This is a genomic window from Prosthecobacter sp. (assembly GCF_046154365.1).
Classification (GTDB): Bacteria; Verrucomicrobiota; Verrucomicrobiia; order Verrucomicrobiales; family Verrucomicrobiaceae; genus Prosthecobacter.
On record NZ_JBJXFV010000046.1, the window covers coordinates 1 to 20,796 of the forward strand.

At 60.4% G+C, this 20,796-nt stretch carries 17 protein-coding genes; all 17 read left to right on the forward strand.

Annotation, left to right across the window (positions count from 1 at the left end; genetic code table 11):
* The coding region (locus ACKVY0_RS04920) for a hypothetical protein (RefSeq protein WP_409213677.1) at window positions 1–614 on the forward strand (614 nt) is incomplete at its 5' end.
* Between the two features lie 88 nt (window positions 615–702).
* Window positions 703–2,901 (forward strand): hypothetical protein, encoded by a 2,199-nt coding sequence (locus ACKVY0_RS04925; protein ID WP_409213678.1) that lies wholly within the window; start codon window positions 703–705, stop codon window positions 2,899–2,901.
* An 11-nt stretch (window positions 2,902–2,912) separates the two neighbouring features.
* Window positions 2,913–3,995 (forward strand): hypothetical protein, encoded by a 1,083-nt coding sequence (locus ACKVY0_RS04930; RefSeq protein WP_409213679.1) that lies wholly within the window; start codon window positions 2,913–2,915, stop codon window positions 3,993–3,995.
* A 31-nt stretch (window positions 3,996–4,026) separates the two neighbouring features.
* Window positions 4,027–5,406 carry a right-handed parallel beta-helix repeat-containing protein gene (locus ACKVY0_RS04935; RefSeq protein ID WP_409213680.1) on the forward strand — a complete coding sequence of 460 codons (1,380 nt, stop codon included), beginning with the start codon at window positions 4,027–4,029 and terminating at the stop codon, window positions 5,404–5,406.
* 25 nt (window positions 5,407–5,431) lie between these two features.
* The gene (locus ACKVY0_RS04940; protein ID WP_409213681.1) at window positions 5,432–7,285 is read left to right on the forward strand and encodes a glycosyl hydrolase family 28-related protein; all 1,854 of its coding nucleotides are present in this window, start codon (window positions 5,432–5,434) and stop codon (window positions 7,283–7,285) included.
* A 32-nt stretch (window positions 7,286–7,317) separates the two neighbouring features.
* On the forward strand, window positions 7,318–7,968 hold the full coding sequence (locus tag ACKVY0_RS04945) for a DUF1080 domain-containing protein (RefSeq protein ID WP_409213682.1): 651 nt from the start codon (window positions 7,318–7,320) through the stop codon (window positions 7,966–7,968).
* A gap of 66 nt (window positions 7,969–8,034) precedes the next feature.
* Window positions 8,035–8,358 (forward strand): hypothetical protein, encoded by a 324-nt coding sequence (locus tag ACKVY0_RS04950; RefSeq protein WP_409213683.1) that lies wholly within the window; start codon window positions 8,035–8,037, stop codon window positions 8,356–8,358.
* A complete protein-coding gene (locus ACKVY0_RS04955; RefSeq protein WP_409213684.1) occupies window positions 8,355–8,864 on the forward strand; it encodes a hypothetical protein in 510 nt (169 codons plus the stop codon). The genes ACKVY0_RS04950 and ACKVY0_RS04955 overlap by 4 nt, the downstream gene beginning before the upstream one ends.
* 73 nt (window positions 8,865–8,937) lie before the next feature.
* Window positions 8,938–9,081, forward strand: a complete 144-nt coding sequence (locus ACKVY0_RS04960; protein WP_409213685.1) for a hypothetical protein — start codon at window positions 8,938–8,940, stop codon at window positions 9,079–9,081.
* A gap of 50 nt (window positions 9,082–9,131) precedes the next feature.
* Entirely contained in the window at window positions 9,132–10,262 is a 1,131-nt protein-coding gene (locus ACKVY0_RS04965) for a sialidase family protein (RefSeq protein WP_409213686.1), read from the forward strand.
* A 170-nt stretch (window positions 10,263–10,432) separates the two neighbouring features.
* The gene (locus ACKVY0_RS04970; RefSeq protein WP_409213687.1) at window positions 10,433–13,117 is read left to right on the forward strand and encodes a DUF1592 domain-containing protein; all 2,685 of its coding nucleotides are present in this window, start codon (window positions 10,433–10,435) and stop codon (window positions 13,115–13,117) included.
* 2 nt (window positions 13,118–13,119) lie between these two features.
* Window positions 13,120–14,457, forward strand: a complete 1,338-nt coding sequence (locus ACKVY0_RS04975) for a DUF1552 domain-containing protein (protein ID WP_409213688.1) — start codon at window positions 13,120–13,122, stop codon at window positions 14,455–14,457.
* 19 nt (window positions 14,458–14,476) lie between these two features.
* Window positions 14,477–16,966: a DUF4838 domain-containing protein gene (locus ACKVY0_RS04980; protein WP_409213689.1), complete on the forward strand. Its 2,490-nt coding sequence runs from the start codon at window positions 14,477–14,479 to the stop codon at window positions 16,964–16,966.
* A 16-nt stretch (window positions 16,967–16,982) separates the two neighbouring features.
* Window positions 16,983–18,971: a DUF4838 domain-containing protein gene (locus tag ACKVY0_RS04985; protein ID WP_409213690.1), complete on the forward strand. Its 1,989-nt coding sequence runs from the start codon at window positions 16,983–16,985 to the stop codon at window positions 18,969–18,971.
* 26 nt (window positions 18,972–18,997) lie between these two features.
* On the forward strand, window positions 18,998–19,939 hold the full coding sequence (locus ACKVY0_RS04990; RefSeq protein ID WP_409213691.1) for a dienelactone hydrolase family protein: 942 nt from the start codon (window positions 18,998–19,000) through the stop codon (window positions 19,937–19,939).
* Between the two features lie 78 nt (window positions 19,940–20,017).
* On the forward strand, window positions 20,018–20,227 hold the full coding sequence (locus ACKVY0_RS04995; protein WP_409213692.1) for a hypothetical protein: 210 nt from the start codon (window positions 20,018–20,020) through the stop codon (window positions 20,225–20,227).
* Between the two features lie 110 nt (window positions 20,228–20,337).
* Window positions 20,338–20,796, forward strand: a 459-nt coding sequence (locus tag ACKVY0_RS05000) for a transposase (protein WP_409213693.1), incomplete at its 3' end; no start/stop codon positions are given.

Here is a 20,796-nt window from a genome sequence, read left to right on the forward strand (position 1 = left end):
TCAAGACCGCGCAGGAGCCACCCGTGATTGATGGCGACCTCAACAAGCCCTTCTGGCGTGCCGACGATCCCCAAGGCTACGCCTTCCACCCCCTGCGCGAGATGCTGACCGGCGAACCGCCGCACCATGTGGACACCCAGGTCGCGTTCCGCTGGCTCGATGACAACTCCGCCTTGATCGTCGGCATCGAGTGTCGCGAGCCGAAGATGAATCGGCTCGTCGAGGCCTGCAAAGAGCCCGACTCCATGGACATCTTTGGCGACGACATGGTGGAAATCCGTCTCGAGACCGCGGGCGGCATCCGTCCCTTCATCGGCATCAACTCCGCCGGGGTGATTTTCGATCAATGCGTCACCGAGCGAGTCGAGGACCTGCCCGCCTTCTACCGGGTCGGAAAAGCCGCCGTGAAAAAACACCCCGACCGCTGGACCGTCGAAGTCCGCATCGACGCCAAACCGCTCTCCGGCACCCGCCCCACGCCCTTCCTCCCCTGGGGAGTCAACATCTGCCGCCAACGCAAAGCCGGCAACACCACCGAGCACTACATGCTCTCCCCCAGCGGAACCAACTTCCGGGAACCCACCGTGATGGGTAATATCTTCGTGCGGAAATAGCCGGTGCGGCTCGCGGCGCAGAAGCCATCACCAAGTCCATGGAAGAAGTGACCGAAGCCCGCAAACCCCGATAAAGCAGCCATCCAACATGAAACCCATTTGCACCATTCTCCCGGCAGTCTTATGCGCTCTGGCATTAACCGCTTCTTCCGCAACGGCCGCTGAAGCCGTTCACGAACTCGGCAGGTTCGGCGCGATTCCTGTCTGGCTCATTGTTAAAGCGCCGGACGCGCCCTTGGAGAAAGACCCGTTCGAGGCGGTCGGTGGCGAGGCGAAGGTGGCTGCGATGGCGGATGAAAAACTCGCACCGCTCGGCGGCAGTCCGTTCGAGGTGGCTGACGGCAAAGGCGGCAAACTGCGCATTGGCGATGGCGTGTGGGAGGCAGTGAAGATGGTGTTGCCGGAGCTGCCGGGCGTTTGGAATGAGTATCCGCGCCTCGTCGTGCCGGAGGGCTACCGGTTTGCTTATTGCCGCTTGGACAGCCCGGCCGACATGAAGGCGAATCTGCTCACGGGCCTCAGTCGGAACGGCGGCAAGTGCCGGATTTTCCTCAACGGCAAAGAAGCCGGAACCGTCATCGGTGGCTCGGGCTGGGAGACGAAACAGGAACTCCCCATCGAGCTGAAGAAGGGCGCGAATCATCTGCTCGTGCGCTTCCAGCTCGGCTCAAACTTCGCGTGCAGACTCCTCGGTGAATATGCTGCGCCGCTGCGAGAGGTGAAGGCCCGCATTGCCAGCCCCGCCCCGCGCATGGTCTGGAAGGAAACACCTCTCGTCGCGCTGCCGGAGAACCAAAAGTTTTCCAACCTCGTGAAGCAGATGCCACCGCTCGCTGCGCCGAAGAACGCGGAGTTCATGGGCATCCACCTCGGTCGCACGATGGCGCTGCTGGAGTCTGGCAAGTTCACGCAGCGCCCGGTGCGCATCGTTTTCGACGGGCAATCCATTGAGGCTGGCTGGACCGAGCTTTTCATTCGCAACCTCCGCGAACGCTATCCCGACACAAAAATCGTGGCCGAGAATCGTGCGATTGGCGGCTGGTTCGTCTGGCGCATGCAGAAGCTGCTCAAGCACGACATCCTTCGCTGGCAGCCCGACCTGGTGCTCTTTAGCGCCTATCAGGGCACGGCGGAGGTTTGGGAGCGCTTGCTCGCTGAACTCCGCGCCGAGACCACGGCGGACATCGTCATCCGCACGCAGCACTTCAGCGGCAACGACAAGCTCGACGGCCCGGTGGAAAATCCCGAGACCCTCGCCCTCCGCAGTCTCGCCGCGAAATACGACGTCGAGTTAGTCGAGGTCACCCGGGAATGGCGCGAGTATCTGGTGGCGAACCAGATGGAGGTAAGGTCGCTCCTCAGTGACGGCATTCACCTCAACCAAAAGGGCGACACGCTGATGGCGATGCTTTACGACCGGCATTTCAAATACCATCCCGCCGCCAAGGGCTGGGCCGACACGGTGCGGCGCTTTGACGTGGGCAGCTTCGTCGAAGACCACCAACGCGACGGCATTGTCCTCGAAGGCAACGGCTGGACCCGTCGCGAGCGCTTTGCCAAATCGAACTCGGCGGACGACAAGCTGCGGCTCAAGTTCAAAGGCACGCGCGTGGACCTGGTGCTGCCCGCCGGGCATGGCCGAGCCAACGTGTTCATTGACGGCAAGAAACCGAGCGAGCTGAACCTCTTCCACGGCACCCGCCCGCAAGGCAGGACGATGGCCGACACGGACAGCAAGCTCAGACCGAACGGACCGATGGCTTATCACACCGGCGCGAACATGCAGGAGGAGACCTGGACGCTCACCCTCACGCACGGCAACGTTTCCACCGAGCCCAAGAAGGCCAACATCTCGGTCAAGTTCAGTCTCAGCGGCTCAAAGACCGGTTTTGACGGCGAAGGCAGCAGCGATGCGAACTTCACCTCCAAGAGCGGCCGCATCACCATTCTCAAGTCCGACTGGCACACCGAAGTGGCCACGCTCAGAGACGGAGAAACCGCGCCGGAGCTGGCTGCGTTTGAGAAGCCCGTGCAATACACTTGGCACATCGTCCCGGACGGCATGGACACCATCCCGCTCGGGCCAGGCGGCGTGAGCACCGACCACTACATGGGCCAAGCCTATGAATACCTCACCGTCGCGGACGGCCTGCCACTCGGCGTCCACGAACTGACCCTCGTGCCCATCCCCGACGCGAACCCCAACAACGCCTTCCTCTTTCTCGGCGTGGACGTTCACCGCCCGCCACTCGCCAGGAAGGAAGTCGAACTCACGCGCCAACCATGAAACTACTGACCATGAAACTCACTTGTATGCTTCTCTCGCTTGCTCCGCTGGCGATGTTTTATGCTCAATCGCCATCCGCGTTTGTGCCGCCGCCTGTTGCCTCCCAGTCTCGATGGGAGAAGCAAATGCTTCACTACGGCGAGCTGCATTTGAAGCAGATGCAAAAGGCCATCGCGGACCCCAAGGCGGATGCGACGATCGGTGCCAACTTTTATGACCGCGTCCGCCTCCTGTATGGCATGGCCGACTACACCAAGGATGACAAGTGGGCCAAAGCGGCAGCGGCGCTCGCAGTTGCATATCGGGACAGATACGTCCTGCCGCACAAGGGCAACATCCAACCCTGGTATCTCGCGCCGGATGGCCTGGCCGAACACTTCAAACGCACAGGTGATGTGAAGTCCAAGGAAGCCGTTCTCCTGCTGTCCAAAGTGATGTGGGCTGCGGATTCGCAACCAAAGGAGTGGAGCGAGGGCGCTGCGCGCAGTCGTGAAGTGGCACACAGTCTGCGTGCCCTGATGCGTGCCCAGGAACTGGGTGCGCCGCCGCGCGAGAAGACCCAGTTCCTTGTCATGCGAGCGCTCGGTCACATCGACCAATGGTGCAGCGACAAACCCGACAATGTGGTCCCGTCGTTCATGACCGGCCTGACTATGGAGTCCCTCATCCAGTGGTATGAGAAAACGAAAGACCCACACGTGCCGCCCGCCATTCGCAAGATGACCGACTGGCTGTGGAAAAACACCTGGGTGCCGGAGGCCAAGGCGTTCAAGTATTACAGCATTGATACCACCTCCGTATCGAAGGGCGGGAAGTTCCCGGACGACAACAGCTATGCCAACCAAGGCGGACCGAAGCCGGTGCCGGATTTGAATATGTTCATCGGCCCCGCCTTTGCCTGGCTGTATCATCAGGAAGGCAAGGTTCAGGATCGCGAGCGTGCGGATCAATGTCTCGCCGGCGCGGTCGATGGCAAGCCGGACGGAATCCAAGCCGCCTGGCTGGATGGCCCGAAGCAGTTCAATCAGGTCTATACTTGGAGTTTTGATTTCATGAAATGGCGGCTCAGCAGGCCGCTGAGCACGCAGGAATAGCCCTCTGGCAACGCACCCCGCTCATTATCCCATGAAGATTCTCTTTCTCCTCTGTTTCTGGATCACTGCCGTATCCTTTGCACAGCCCGTCACCACAGTGGCAGAACTCCTTGAATCCGTGAGTCGTGCGGCTCAAGGAACCGTGATCGACATCGGTGAAGGCACATTTCGGCTGTCGCAGCCACTTGATCTGAAATCCGGCACGACCCTGAAGGGCGCAGGCATCGGCAAGACTATCGTCACACACACGCCCGAATGGAAAGCCGCCACGGACTCGCTGCCGGACCCCGAGACGAACCACCAGAAGTTTGATCGCAGCGGTTACTTGATCCGATTCGCTGACAAGGCAACCGCGATCACGCTGTCCGACATGACGCTCACGGGGCCGCAACTGCATGGGGCCATCTTCGGCTTTGGGAACACGGAATTGAAGCTCCATCACCTCCGTATCGAGGACTTCCTGTATGCGGGCATTCGCACCTACGCCATGAGTCACGCGAAGATTCACGACTGCACGTTTGTTGACTCCGGTCAGCGCTGGGAGCGCGGCCAGCCCGGAGTGAAGGGCGGCATCACCGGTGGCGGCATTTTTGTCATCTGGTTGAGCGATAGCGAAATCTGGAACAACCGCTTCCTGCGCACGAAGACCGCACCCAACGAGCACTACTACGGCATCAAGGGACGACAGGGGAAGCGCTGCCACATCCATCACAACACCATCGAGACAAACTTCTCCATCGAGTTCCCTTTCGAGAACGACCAGGACGTGGAAATCGACCACAACATCTGCCACGGCACCATCTCCATCCCGAAACACGCTGGTGGCCCCGTGCCAGCCAGCGGCAAGACCTTTCACATCCATCACAATCTCTTCCGCGATTCTTACTCCATCGAGTTCGTGCGCAATGGGGTCGAGATTGACCATAACCTTTTCGACTTCGATCCGGCCCAGGATCACGGCAACACCATCAGCGGTTTCGGCAAAGCGGCGGCGTCCGGCCCTGCGCAGTTTCATAATAACCTCGTCAGCAATCCCGGACGTGGCGTGATCTGGATCAACGAGCCTTTCAATCGTCTCGAAGTGCGCAACAACCACATCATCGCCCGCACCACGGCCACACCGCGCACGGAGGGTCTGCTTGGTTTCAATGCTGATTGCGACTTCAAAACCTTTGTCTTCAAGGACAACATCATCGAGTGCCTCGGCACTGCGCGCCCGCTTTTCCGCAACGACGCCAGCGCAGCCGCATTGGTGGAAAACAATCGCCTCACCAACGTGACTGACACCGCCCGCTACATGAACCAGCAGTCCGGCGCTCTCGTCGGGCTGGAGGGGCCGCTAGCCTTCCGCTGTGGCGTCGATGGCGAAGTCGTGGTCGAGGGCTGGAAATCACAACCGGCGGCGAAGTAGCCCGCACACCCGGCCCCACGCTCCCATGAAACATGCCATTCTCCTGCTCATCATGATCACGGCGGCTCGCGCTGCAGAGACGCCCATCGTCTTTCCCGATGAGAGCGGAGTGATCAATGTGCGCGACTACGGCGCGGCTCCCGACACCACCACGGATGACACTGCGGCGATTCAAAAAGCACTCGATGCCTTTCCCAATGGCAACCGTATCGTGTATCTGCCGGCAGGCACATGGATGGTCACTGACACGCTCCGCTGGCCGAAAGGCGAGGGCGGTAATGGCGAGAAGCGGACGATTCTGCAAGGCGCGGGCAGGAGCCTGACCACGCTGCGTCTCCCAGATGCAACGGCTGCTTTTGCAAACGCGAAACCCAAGGCGCTGATCTGGACGGGTGAGAAGCCCGCGCAGCGATTCCGCAACGCGGTGCGCGATCTAACCATCGAGATCGGCGCGGGTAATCCAATGGCGACGGGTTTGCAGTTCAATGCCAGCAACCAAGGCTGCATTCGCAACGTCACCATCCGTGCCGCCAAGGACAGCGGGCATATCGGCCTGGACATGGGATTTACCGATGAGATCGGGCCGCTGCTGGTTCGCGGCCTGGAAGTGGAGGGCTTCGAGACAGGCATCAGCACGAAGTGGCCGGTGAACTCGAATACCTTTGAGCACGTCACGCTGCGCGGGCAGCGAAAGCTCGGCTGGCACAACTATCATCAGATGGTCTTCGTGCGCGATCTGGTGAGTGAAAACGCCGTGACCGCGATCTACAACGAGAAGGACTCGTGGGGAACCGTCACGCTGGTGGATGTGAAGCTGCAAGGCAGCGGTGCCACGGCGAAGACGCCGGGTGTGCTCAATCAACGGCAGATGTATCTGCGCAATGTCGATGTGAGCTGCTACTCGCTCGCCATCGATCATGCGGACAAGGGACGCGACAAGGGCGATGTCGCCACGGCGGGCATGATCGCTGAGGACACGTCTCATGCGAATGTGAGTGCGCTGTTTCGCGAGGCGAAGGACAAGACGTTTGCCACCGCAGGCGCCGTGAAACATTTGCCCGTCAAAGAGACACCTGACATCGCCTGGGGTGATCCCGCGAAGGACTGGGTGAGCCTGCTAAAGCATGGTGCCGATCCCGATGGCAAGAGCGATAGCAGTGCCGCGTTGCAGGCAGCGATTGATTCGGGCGCGAAGACGATCTTCCTGCCCGCGAGTGCGAACTTCCGCTTCGAGAGCGAGGTGCAGATTCGCGGCCCCGTGGAGCGCATCATCGGACTGGAAGGACGCTTCTTTACCGAGGGCGGCGCGGTCTGGCGTCTCGTCGATGGCAAACACCCGCGCGGTCTGCCCGATGCGCCTGCTGTCATCCTCGAGCGCTGCAACAACCGCAGCGGCGGTCATGGCATCGCCTTTCGGCATGAGTCGAAGCGCACGCTCATCGTCAGTTCCTGGATCGGCATGAACGTGGAGGGGGAGGGCAGCGGCGACATCTTTCTCGATGACTTCTGCGGTCGCCTGAATCTCAACCAGCCCGGCCAGAGCGCGTGGTGCCGCCAGCTCAACACCGAGCACTCTGGAACCATGTGCCGCAACAACGGCGGCAAGCTGTGGATACTCGGCATGAAGACCGAAAAGATCGGCACCATCATCGAGACGCTGAACGGTGGCATCACCGACGCTGCGGGCATTTTTATCTACTCGAATCAGGGCTGGGACGAGAATGTGCCCGCATTCGCCATCACCGACAGCACCGCCACGCTTTGCGGCATCAATGAACGCAACTTCAACCGTCGCCCCGTGAGCTTTTGGGTGCGCGAGACACAGAAAGGCGAGACCCGTGAATTGCGGGAGATGCCGTGGGTCTATTTGAGCCGCTGATCTGCCAACCAATCCATCCCACCACACCACCCATGCTTTATCGCCTCCTGCTTCTCACCGCCCTCCATTTCTCCATCACCGCGCTGGCGGCGGAAGAGTGGCAAACGATCTTCAACGGCAAAGACCTCAGCGGCTGGCGTGCGAACGTCACACCCGAATCCTTTGCGGTGGTGAACGGCGCGATCCGCGCCAATGCCACCGGCCCGCGTGCTCATCTCTTCTTCGTCGGTGCTCAGCGAGATGGATTCGTGCGCTTCAAAAACTTCGAGCTGGAGCTGACCGCTCGCGGCAAGCCTGATGCGAACTCCGGCATCTTCATTCATACGGATGACAGCACTCGGGACAAGGTGCTGCACCTGGCGAAAGGCTACGAGATTCAGCTCAACAGCAGCGCCAAGGAGAAACGCAAAACCGGCAGCCTCTACGCCATTGTGGACCTCGATAAGTCGCCCGTGGATGAAACCCAGTGGTTCCGAGTGCACATCACCGTGCGTGATCAACGCATCACCGTGCGCATCAACGACCAGCAAGTCATCGACTACACGGAGCCACCGGGCGTGCAGCGCCCGCCGGAGCGCGCCGGGAGAAAGCTCGATCCACAAGGCGGTGCCATAGCGCTCCAGGCGCATGACCCGAAGAGTGTTTTCTTCTTTAAAGACATACGCATCAAGCGGCTGCCGTAAGGCTTTCAGACCTCGTGCTTGATCGCTGACATCCCGCCTATTTTTGAAACCAATCCCCCATCAAGCATGAGATTTACCCCCCTCACACTCCTCTCCGTGCATCGTGCCTCTGTGTTAAATACAAAACCCAACATGCTGGCGGCTGCCCTGCTGCTCGTAGCAGGCATCGCCATGGCGCAGGAAAAGCCTGCTGCTGATGCGATCAACGGCGTCAAAGGTGTGAAGCAGGAGGCCGTGCAGAGCATCAAAAAAATCGCGCCACCGACTGTTGTGCCCGTGACTCCGCCGCCACCGACGTTCATCCATGCGTTCATCCCCGTCGCGCTGGAGTTCTTTGGCTCGGACTGGAAGGTGCGCAGCGTCAGGAAGGAGGCGGCATTGGCACGATGAGGAAGTTTTTCACCCTGCTCTGGCTGCTGTGTCCCGTGGCGGCGTTGTATTACCACTTCAATGAAGGTCAAAACGAGCTGGCTTGCATCAAGGCGCGCAAGCACGTCGAGCAAATCCGCGAGCTGGAGCGCATGAAGGAGCCGGACTGGGCGGTCATCATCGAGGAGTATGACAAACTCAGCTCTGAGCTGCCGAAGTCCGAAGCCCCGCTCGTGCATCATCAGATTCGTCTGGCGAAATCAAAGGCGCAGTTGGAGCTGCTCGATGTCGCGGGTTCCATCGAAGAACTGACCGGCCTGCTGCGTGAGGCGGCGCAGACGCATGGCGAGGACGCGAAGATCACCCGCGCCGTGCGCGAGATGCTCGGCAAGGCGCACTACTACGTGACCTATCTGCTGAAGACGAACGGTGCTGCCGAGGAAGAATGGCGGCCCTTCGCCGAGCGCACGCGGCAGATCTTCCGCTTCCTCGCGGTGCATCAGGAGCCCGGCGCGCTCGCGAAGTAAGAAGACCGCGTCGCAGCTGAGTTTGAGAAGACCATTGAGAAATGAAGACGGCGAGGCGCAGCTTATAAGGATCATGAAACTCATCCTCTCCCTTCTCCTCATCCTCTGCGTCTATCTTGCCTCAGTGGCCCCATTCCACGCTGCCGAAACCGTGCTGATCGAGAACGGCCAGCCACGCGCGGGAATCGTCGTCGCGGTGTTGGAGAAGGCTCGATGAAGGGCGGCAGGCAGCTAATCCAAAACTCTCAATCAGGCCGAACTCAATCTATGAAAGCTATCCCGGCTCTTTTCACCGCCCTGCTGCTCGCTCCGCTGGCCGCACTGAATGCGGCCGATGCGTCTTCACCCGACCTCGCAATGCAACCCGCGCACATTATCGTGGCTCCGTGGAAGCTGCACATTCCGCCGACGAAGCGGCAAGGTGTGGCGGGCATCGAGCGCACGGCGAAGGGGAGGCTGTGGGCGGTCTATGGCCGTGATGTCGAGAGCACGCGCAATTTCCAGGTGCTCAAGTGCAGCGACGACGACGGCAAGACGTGGTCCGACGTGAGGCTCATGATCCTGCCGCGTGCTGGCACGCGTGCGATGTCGGCGAATGTGTGGACCGATCCGCTCGGGCGTCTGTGGGTGTTCTGGGGGCAGAGCGCGGAGATGCAGGATGGCCGCTTCGGCGTCTGGGCCATCGTGACCGATGAACCCGATGCCGCCGAGCCAAAGTGGTCTGCGCCGCGTCGTATTGGCGATGGTATCATGCTCAACAAACCCACCGTGCTGACCAATGGCGACTGGCTGCTCACCTCGTCGGTGTGGAAGGCGGATGACAGCATCAAAGTGTATGCCAGCAGGGACAAGGGTGCGACTTTCACTCTGCGTGGCACGGCGAACATCGAAGCTGCGGCGTCACGAGGCCCGGACGAGCCGATGATCGTCGAGCGCAAGGACGGCTCGCTCTGGATGATGGTGCGCTGTCACGGACTCGCCGAGACGCTATCGAAAGACCAAGGCAAGACGTGGACACCGGTGCAACACCTCCCGATGCAGCATCCCACCTCGCGCTTCTTCCTGCGGCGTCTGCAATCGGGTGCGCTGCTGCTCGTAAAGCACGGCGGATTGAATGAGAAAGTGAAGCGCGAAAAACTCATGGCCTTCATCTCCGACGACGACGGCAAGACATGGCAAGGCGGACTCATGATCGATGAGCGCGACGACGTGACCTATCCCGACGGCGTGCAAGCCACCGACGGCACGATCTATCTCGTCTATGACTACCACCGCACACCCGAAGGCATCATCCACATGGCCACCTTCTGCGAAGAAGACGTCCGTGCCGGGAAGCAGGTCTCGGAAAAGGTGCGCCTGCGCGAATTGATCAGCCGCCTGCCGGAAACCACTCCATGAAATGAATGACACACTCGTTCTTCTTGGCCAGCCTGTATCTCGCGCAGTTGCGCGAGGGACTGGGCGATGCGTCGGTGAAGAATATCAGCGTATTGAAACCCTTCACAAATCTCTACCAGACACTCTCACGCCCCCCGTTCCTTCAAAGTATGAACCCACATTCCATCCCGATGAGACTCTGCATCGCTGTTGGCCTGATTGTCAGCACTGCGCCACTCCTTGCCGCTGATTTCACTCCTGCTGCCCGCAAGTTCCTCGATAACAACTGCGCGGAGTGTCACAACGAGGATGTGCAAAAGGGCGGTCTGCGTGTGGATCAGCTGTCGCTCGCGAAACCCGACCGCGACCAGTTCAACCAGCTCGTGCATCTTTTTGATCGTGTGCAGTCGGGTGAGATGCCGCCGAAGAAGGCGGATCAACCATCGCCAGCGGCGCGCTCCGAGTTCCTCAAAGAACTTCATGTGAGTTTGAACAACGCTGAACGACTGGTGGCATCGGATGATTCCGGCCGCAGTTCGGTGCGTCGCATGAATCGCACGGAGTATGAAAGCTCCCTGCGGGATCTGCTCGCCCTGCCGCTCCTGCGTGTGAAGGAGATGCTGCCGGAGGATGGACAACAGTTTGGCTTCGACAAGGTCGGCGGAGGCCTGGACATTTCGCACATTCAGTTGGCGAAGTATCTGCAAACCGCGGACATCGCGGTGAATCAGGCGAATGCGAAGGTCGCCACGCCACCGCCCTCCAAGGTCTGGCGTGAGTCCGCCACCATGCAGAACTCGGCTCATGGTGCCGTGGTCGTGAAGTGTGGTGTGCCGATCAATGGACGGGAGATGGCGCCAGGTCTGGACATGTATGTCGCCGGCAATCCCGAAACGGACTACGGCAATTCGTTCCGTGCCGCATCCTTCAAAGGCGATGCGGAATCATTCGTCGTGCTGACCAGCGTGCTCGGGCATCATCAGCCAGAGGGTATTCAGATTGACCGTTTCAATCCACCCGTGGGCGGCTGGTATCGCGTCCGCTTCTCCATCTGGAGTCTGCATTGGAATCGCGACAAGGTCGAGCCTGCAAAGCGCGGAATGGTCAAAGTTTATCGATCGCTTGGGAAGCCTTACTTCAAGGACGAGCGCGGACGTTGGCAGGCCACACCGCTGCCGAAAGATCAGCTTGCGCGTAGTTGGATGGAAAACGTCGAGTTCTACGGCGAGGGGGAGGCCACGCATGTGGTGCGTGCATCGCTGAAGGGTCAGCCCATCGGTTACTTCGATGCGCCTTCGATGAAGCCGACGAAGCATGAGATCAAAATCTGGCTCAATCCTGGCGAACGCATTTCGTTTCATGCGATGACGCTGCCCGCAGGTTCCGTGGTCACGGGGTCGGTCGAAGGACGCGGCGTGCTTGATTACGAGGGGCCAGGCATCGCATACGACTGGTTCGAAGTGGAGGGGCCGCTCATTGATCAGTGGCCGCCAGAGAGCAAGCGGCGCATGTTTGGCGTGCCAGCAAAGGAGCGAGCGGATCATCGGAAGTTGTTGTGCGATTTCGCCACTCGCGCGTTTCGTCATCCCGTCAGTGAAGCCGAACTCACGTCAGTCTTCGCCATCGTTGATGAACAGATCAAACGCGGCGTGAGCTGGGAACAGGCGATGCTCGCTGGATGCAAAGCGATCCTCTGCGCTCCGGACTTCCTCATCATCGGGTTGGAGTCCGGCGTGCCGAAGCCATCGGCGAAAGAGCCTGTGCGACTCGGTGACTACGCGCTCGCATCGCGCCTGTCGTTCTTTCTCTGGAACTCGGTGCCGGATGCGGAGCTGCTGGAGTTGGCCGGCAAAGGGGAGCTTTCACAGCCGAAAATACTCCGCTCACAAGTCGAACGCATGATGGCAGATGGGCGCTCCGAGCGATTCGTGGAACACTTCCTCGATGAATGGCTGGAGTTGAAAAAGATCGACTTCACCACGCCGGACCCGAATCTTTACCCCGAGTATGATCCGTGGCTCCATGACTCCATGCTCGCGGAGACGCGGGCTACGTTCCAGCGCATGCTCACGGGAAATCTCGGTGTGCGTGAACTCATCGCCTCTGACACTGTCGTTATCAATCAACGCCTCGCCGAGCTGTATGGCATTCATGATGTGATCGGCGCGAAGCTTCGTGAGATCAAGGTGCCTGCAGGTAATCCACGCGGAGGTTTTCTGACACAGGCAGCCGTGTTGAAGGTCACCGCCAATGGCACCGTGACGTCACCGACGCTGCGTGGCGTCTGGATCGCCGAGAGATTGCTGGGCATCCCGCGCCAGCCGCCACCGCCCAACATCCCCGCCATTGAACCTGACTCCACAGGAGCGGTGACGATCCGTCAGATTATTGAGAAACACCGCGCCGATGCCTCCTGCGCTTCGTGTCACGCGAAGATGGATCCGCCTGGACTCGCGCTAGAGAGCTTCGATGTCATCGGCGGTTGGCGTGATCACTACCGACTCAGTGGACAACCGAAGAAGGTGCGTCAGGGCAAAGTGATGGTCGATGAGCCGACCATCGAAGTCATCAACAGTGCCGCCGTTCGACCGCGCGCCAAGCTGCGGACCGGTGGTGAAGTGGACGCTTCCGGCGAACTCGCCGATGGTCGGAAGTTTGCCGACATCAGCGAACTGCGCACGCTGCTGCTGGCCGACGAAGATGCGCTGGCCCGCAACCTCGTGCGTCAGCTCCTGATCTATTCCACCGGCGCAGGCATTCGCTTCGCAGATCGGGAGGCGATCGAAGCCATCATCGCACGCACCAAATCTTCCCATCACGGGCTGCGTTCCATCATTCAAGAGGTGGTCGCGAGTGAACTTTTCCAAATCAAGTAATCATGACACACATTGCCCGCACTCCACTTTCTCGGCGTAGCATCCTCCGCAGTGCCGGAGCCTTTCTCGCCCTTCCCATGCTCGATGCGATGCAGCCCGTGTTTGGCAGGGAGAAGCTCGCGACTCCGCGCAGACTCTTCGCCATCTGCACCAACCTCGGCATCCTCGACCGCCATCTCTATCCCGCGCAGATTGGTCGCGATTACGAGATGACGACCTATCTCGAAACGCTGAAGGACTTCCGCGAGCAGTTCACGCTCGTCTCCGGCACGTCGCATCTGGAGGTCGCGGGTGGACACTCGGCCGAGTTCACCTTCCTCACTGCCGCACCGCATCCAGGCACCGCATCGTTTCGCAACAGTGTGTCGCTAGATCAATTCGCCGCCGAGCGCATCGGACACGAAACGCGCGTTGCCGCGCTGCCGCTGGGTGTGGCCAAAAGCGGCAATCAATCCCTCTCCGTCACACCGAATGGCGTGATGCTGCCCGCCGAACGCAGCCCGTCACAAGTCTTTCGCACACTCTTCGTCGAGGGGGATGCCACATCGGTTGAGAAGCAAATTGAAGATCTGCGCACTGGGCGCAGCATCCTGGACTCGATGGCCGAGCGATCCGCCGCTTTGCAGAAGCAACTCGGCGGCGCTGACCGTGATCGCATGGATCAATACTTCACCGCTGTGCGCGAAGTGGAGCGCCGCTTACTCATTGCCGAGGAATGGGAGCGCAAACCAAAGCCCAAGGTCTCTGTGCCTGCGCCCAAGGACGGCGTATACTTGATGGAGCAGCTCACCTCGATGTATGACCTCGCGCATCTCGCTCTCTCCACCGACAGCACGCGACTCATCACGCTGATGATCCGGCTCGACGGCTTTAGCGGGAACACACCAGGTGTGACTTATGAGAGCCACAACCTCTCGCATCACACCAATCGCCCCGAAGCTCTGACGCAACTCAAGAACCTCGAACTCGCCGAGTTCCGCCAACTCGCCGCCTTCCTCACCAAGCTCAAAGCAACTCAGGAAGGACAGGGGACCTTGCTCGATCAAACGCAGGTGCTCTACGGCAGCAGCCTCGGCAACGCCAACAGCCACGATAACAAAAACTTACCGATTATCCTCGCCGGTGGAGGCTTTAAGCATGGCCAGCATCTCGCATTCAACAAACAACACATCGAGACCATCACCGCACCCGCCGGAGTGAAGAGACCCCCCGCAGCGAAAAGCAACGACCAGGGAAACCTGTGCAATCTTTATGTCTCCATGCTGCAACGCCTTGGCATCGAGACGGACAAGTTCGCATCATCCACAAGCACCCTGAAGGGGTTGGAAATGGCGGAATAGCCCATTGCCGAACACTGCCATGAAACCACTCCTCTCGCTCCTCCTCACCTTGCTGCTGGCGTTCGCATCCCCCGTCCTTTCCGCCGCAGATTTGCTCCTCATCGAAAACGGCGAGCCGCGCGCGGAGATTGTCATTGCGGAAAAACGGCCGCGTATGGTGACGCTGGCGGCGCTCGAACTGCGGCTGTTTCTCGAGAAGATGAGCGGCGCTCGACTGCCGATCGTGACTGCGCCCACGGCGGGGGCGCGGGTGAAGATTCACATCGGACGGAGCGCGGAGACGGACCGGCTGGGTGTCACGAATGACGGGCTGCGCGACGGGGCTTACCGGATGGTTTCCGGCCAGGACTGGCTGGTCTTGATCGGGAAGGATTTGGATTTTGATGTCTCAAAACTGCCGTGGCCGATGAAGCGCAACGATGCTCCGCGTGCGATGGCGGAGTGGGAGAAGATGACCAAGGGCAAGACCGATGCGGCTTGGGGATTTCCGTTTGCGTCCGGCTTTAAGGGCTATTGGAAGCCGGGTGATTTCGATGCCGTGATGGCGGGGAAATACGGCGAGGATTTCGCGGCGCTGTGGAAAGGATCGGAGGGTGGGAAGCCCGGCTTTTGGAATCAGGATGAGAGCGGCTCGATGAACGCGGTGTATGGCTTGCTGCGCGGGCTCGGCGTGCGGTGGTTCATGGCGGGTGAATTGGGCGAGGTCGTGCCGCAGAAGGCGACGGTCTCCATCGGTGCGCTCAATGAAACGGTGAAGCCCGATTTTCCGCTCCGCGCCTTCCTTTGGAATAACTATGCGAGCTTTGGTTTCGACGACGTCATCTGGGCGCGGCGTCTCGGTATGAACTCGGGCCAGGAGCAGCTCGGGCCTTTGCGCGGACCTCACGGGCTCGTGAATGTGTATGGCCACGAGTCGATGCAGAAGGCGCACCCGGAGTATTTTGCGCTGCTCGGTGGAAAGCGCGACACGGACAAACGCGCGAGTGGCAAGGACGGCACGTCGTGTTTCACCTCGGAAGGACTGATCACCGAAACGGTCCACTACATCCGCTTTCTCTACGACACCTTCGACCTTCCCAGTGTGGATATCTGGCCGGTGGACGGACTGCAACTGTGCGGGTGCGATGGATGCAAGGGCAAGTCGGCGTCGGAGCTGGTCTGGGGCTTCGCCGACCGCGTGGCGCGCGAGGTTTACAAAACGCATCCAGACAAGCGCATCACCTGCGGTGCCTACACGAGCTACATCGATGCGCCGGATACGATCACGAAGTTCAGCCCGAATCTGGCCGTCTGGATCGCCAATGCCGGGCGTCCGCTGATGGAGGACCCCGAGCATTGGACGGATTATCGGAACCGCGTGCAGAAATGGCAGAGCAAGATCGCGCCGGGGAACATTCTGCGGCTCGAGAACAACCGCTACCACATCTGGGGACAGGACGCGCCGATCGCGTATCCCGTGCTTCACCCGCGTGCCACCGCGAGAGATCTCAAGGCGCTCAAGGGAATTTCGCTCGGCGACTTCGGCGAGCAGAGCCAGGCAGACGGTAAATGGCGCGCGCCGGGGCTCGAACACGTCACGCTCTATGTGCAGTCACGTTTTCTCTGGGACGCCAGCCAGGACATCGACGCCGTGCTCGATGAATACTGCGCGCTTTATTACGGTCCCGCCGCCAAGGCGATGAAGGAGGCCATCACCTACGCGGAGCAAAATCTCGCGTATAAAGATCAGAGCCGCGGCCGGGGCAAGGGCAGCCCCGCCAACGTCCCGCTGGCGACCAACCTGCGCTTCCGCGAATTGCTCGACCAAGCGCGGCAGATCGCTGGCGACAGCGTCTATGGCGAACGCATCCAGCTCATGATCTCGGAACTCCAGCCGAAGGACGAACTCATCGCGATGAAACGAAAGAAAGAGGAGACGCTGGTGCAGGCCCGCGCGAAATCACTCGCTGCCGTCGCGATCAACGGCGCCGATCTTTCCAAGGCCACCGCCTATTCGCTGAAAGACAACATGACGTTCGCGCAGCCCGCTGCGGGGACCACCTTCCGCGTCGGATGGGACAACAACGCGATCCTTTTCGACATCCTCTGCCAGGAGCCGGAGATGAAGAAGCTGAACGTCAGCAACGACGTCTTCAGCGGGGACAACGTCATCATCCTGCTCGAAACGCCGCTGCACTCGCCCTACTACTACATCGAGATCAATCCCGACGGCGCGGTCTCGCAAGGCAACCCCGGCAGGAACTGGCAATCGCTCGCCGAAGTGAAGACCGAGCGCAGCAGCGATTCCTGGCGCGTCCGCGTCCGCATCCCCGTCGTCGGCGAGGTCGAAGCCAATTCGGACCCGCGCCATCGCGTGGCGGGCACGAAGCCCACAGCGCAGGCACCGTGGTATTTCAACGTGGGCCGCCAGCGCGCCCTCGATTTCAAGAAACCCGAGCTGCAAGCGTTCTCTCCCACGAGGGCCGGATGGCACGTGCCGGAGAAATTCGGTAAGCTCGAAATTAAGTAACCAAGTCTGACCAATCATGAAACCCACGCTTCTCTTTCTTATCCTGTTTCAATGCACGATCGCTGCGCTCCACGCGGCCGATTTCATCCTCACCGATGTCGGTGTTACACCCGCGCCCATCATCATTTTCAAAGACGCTCCGCCGCGCACCCGGGATGCAGCGGTAACGCTGGCGAAATACATCGAGAAGATCAGCGGCCAGAAGCCGGAGGTGATCGATGGTGAACCGAAGCCGATGCCGGAGCGGGCGATTTGGATCGGCGTGCAGCCGGTGTTGAAGAAGCTGTTTCCGAAGACGGACTTCGATTTCAAGCATCCCGAAGAGACGCTCATCCTTGCGAACGAAAAGCATCTCGTCATCGCCGGGCGCGACCGCTGGGACCCGGCGCACATGGAGGCCAAGGGGCGGCTCAGCACGAAGACGGGCATGCAGCAGGAGTATGGCACGGCGAACGCGGTTTATACCTTCCTGCACGACCAGCTCGGCGTGCGCTGGCTGTGGCCGGGCGAGGAGGATGTCATCACGCGGGAGCGCATCGCCATCGCGCCGTGCGAGGTGCGTTATCATCCGCAGATTCGGGCGCGCGCGGCCCTCTTCACCAAGCTCAAGCTCGGCGATCACAAGGAAGGTCCTGACATGGAATGGGCACGCGTGCAGCGCCTCCAACTCGACTCGATGGAGATCGATGGTGGCCACGGTTTCGGGCACTGGTGGGACAAGTATTCGAAAACGCATCCCGAATACTTCGCGCTGCAACCCGACGGAACGCGCAGTCCGCACGCGACGCCGCACAACACGAAGCTGTGCGAGTCGAACCCGCAGGTGTGGCAGCAGTGGCTCGCCGAGGTGGACGAGCAGCTCCGCGAAGACCCCACGCGCCGCGTTTTCAACGTCAGCGAGAACGACGGCTACAACTTTGGCCATTGCGTGTGCAAGGACTGCGTCGCGAAGGACCATCCCGATGGCGAGAAGTTCCCCTTCCGCTGGAAGAACCTGACCGAAGAACGCCCCGCATTGAGCGACCGGCAGGTCATCTTCGCCAACACGCTCGGGCGAATGTTGAAGAAGCGTTACCCGGACAAGGAGCTGTATGTGCAACTGCTCGCCTACGGTTACTCACGGCCCGCGCCCATCGCTGCCGTGCCGGATGCCAATGTCATCATCGCCAGCGTGAGCAACTTTCCCATGCGCGGGCCCAAGGAGCGCGTGACACCGATGAAACAGCACGCCGAATGGGCCGCGAAAGCGAAGCACATCATGTGGCGGCCCAATCTCGGCAGTCCCGCCGGTCTGAGCTGGGGCATGCCCGATGTGCCCATCACGCAGATGGCCGAGGATTTTCGTTTCGCCGCCGACAACCACTGCCTCGGCCTCTACTTCGACATGTTCTGGTATCACTGGTCCACCCAAGGCCCGCTCTACTACGCGCTCGCCCATCTCGCGTGGAATCCGCACACCGATGTGAAGGCGCTGATGGACGACTACTACCAGCGCACCTACGGCCCCGCCGCCGCCGATGTGAAAGCCTACTGGGAACTGCTGGAGCGCACCCGCATGGAGTTCGTCGCCGAGAAACCGAGCCGCTGGCGCGCCTTCGACCTGCCGGAAAAATACACACCCGCGCTCTTCGCAAAGGCACAAGCCCATCTCGATGCCGCCGCTGCGAAAGTCGCCACCGCCGATGAGAAATACCGCCGCCGGTTGCACTTCACCCGCTGCGGCTTCGAGTTCGCAAAGCTCGTCGTCGATACCCGCGCCGGGATGCAGCAGTTCGAGGCCAGCAAAGGCAAGGACGAAGCCGCCAAGGCCCGTGTGCTCGCCAACTGGGACCGCACCGTGGTCATGCAGAAAGAGTTCCCCCCCTTCGCGATCAACTGGATGGCCACCTTCCACACTCCCGGTGCCGCCCCAGGCAAACGCGACAAACGCGGCGAAGGCCTCCACCCCAAATCCCCGATCAACGCCCGGACACTCGAAGAGATGCGGGCACCAGGGCTGGAGTGAACTAGGCCGATCACGTTGTTCTCCCAATGAACCGCCCACTCACTATCTTCACCGCCCTCCTGCTGGCTTCACTGGCCGCGCTCTACGCCGTCGATGATCCGCCGAAGAAAGACTTCAGCGACCTGATTGCGCTCGCTGACAAGAATCAGGATGGCAAAGTCACTCGCGAAGAAGCCACCAAGGCGCAGTGGCAGAAGCTCGAACGGATGGACACGGACGGGGACGGAGCTGTGACGCTGTCGGAGACGGCGAACTTCCGCCAGCGAGGCACCCGGCCCGCCGGTGTGCCGATGAGCTATGAAGTCCGCAGTTTCACCGGCAAAGATGATCAGACTTTGTCGTTCGGATGGCTGCGACCGGACAAGATGGAACAAGACAAGCGTTACCCGCTGGTGCTCTGCCTTCATGGTGCTGGCAGCAGCAGTTATGCGGCTGAAGTGCTCGCCATCGCCCGGATGCGCGAGCGCTATCCGTGCTTTGTGATGGCGCCTGGCACCAGCAAGAAGGAGGCGTTTTGGATGAACACCGATGTGCTCGAACGGCGAACAGAGACCGAGAAACTGCCCATCGTGATCGAGGCCTTGCGGTCCCTGTTGCCGGTGGAGCCCATCGACTTGTCCCGCATCTACATCACCGGTCAATCCATGGGTGGCGCTGGAACGTGGGGAGCCATCGCCACCTGCCCAGCGCTGTTCGCCGCCGCAGTGCCCATTGCCGGAGCATGGAATCCCAATCAAGCCGCCAACATGACCCGCGTGCCTGTGTGGGCCTTCCACGGCGGTGCCGACACGGTTGTTCCTCCCCATTGGTCACGGGAACTGTGCGAGGCGATCAGCAAGGCAGGCGGCATCGCCAAATACACCGAGTATCCCGGCCAAGGCCACAATAGCTGGACCAAGGCCTACGACGACGTCGCCACATGGGACTGGCTGTTCAGTGTGCAGAAGCCAGTTGCAGCGGGAAGGTGAACTCTGGCGAGCCTTGAGCCGAAAGAAATGGAGAGCCAGTGGTGACGTTGAAGTAAGCGAAGCTGCCGAAACAGAATCATGAAACCCACCCTTAGCCTCCTCCCGGCCCTGCTGCTGACTCCGCTTGTTGCGCTGCACGCCGCTGAAACATCTCCCATCCAGATCAGCGACCACACGGTCATTTTCAAACACACCAGCACCGACCCGAAAGACCCGGCGAATACCTCGGGCTTTAATTCTACCTTGTTAAATATAGTCATTGCTATTTTACCACGATCAGCGAGTTAGCGGCGCATGTCCTCACACGCGGAGGGCATACAACGACAGCCACCTATCCACCCACAGCACAGGCCGCCATTGAGCGGCCATTCAAAAATGACGCTCGTGCCCTGAGTGCCTTGAGCGAACATCTCGTCACCTTCGTGCATTCTTTCTCCGGCTGCTTCAAAACCAAGACCGATGATGGCGCTGACTATGCCAAGCTCTATCTCCAAGGTCTCGTCACTCAGGCCCCGCGCAAGAACATGGAGCGCATCGACGAGCATCTCGACTCGCGTTGCTATCAGAACGTGCAGCAGTTCATCTCCGACAGCCCCTGGGACGAGCGTCCCGTCTATGATGCCATCGCCCTGCGCGCCAATGCCCGCTTGGGCGGCAGGGCCGACAGTTGTCTGATCATCGACGAAAGTGCCCATACCAAAAAGGGTACCTTGTCGGTGGGTGTCGCCCGACAATACAACGGCAGACTCGGCAAGCAGGATAACTGCCAAGTCGGCGTTTACAGCGCGTTGAACTGCGGCACCCACACCGCCATCATCGGCACCCGATTGTATTTGCCCGACGAGTGGGTGCAGGAT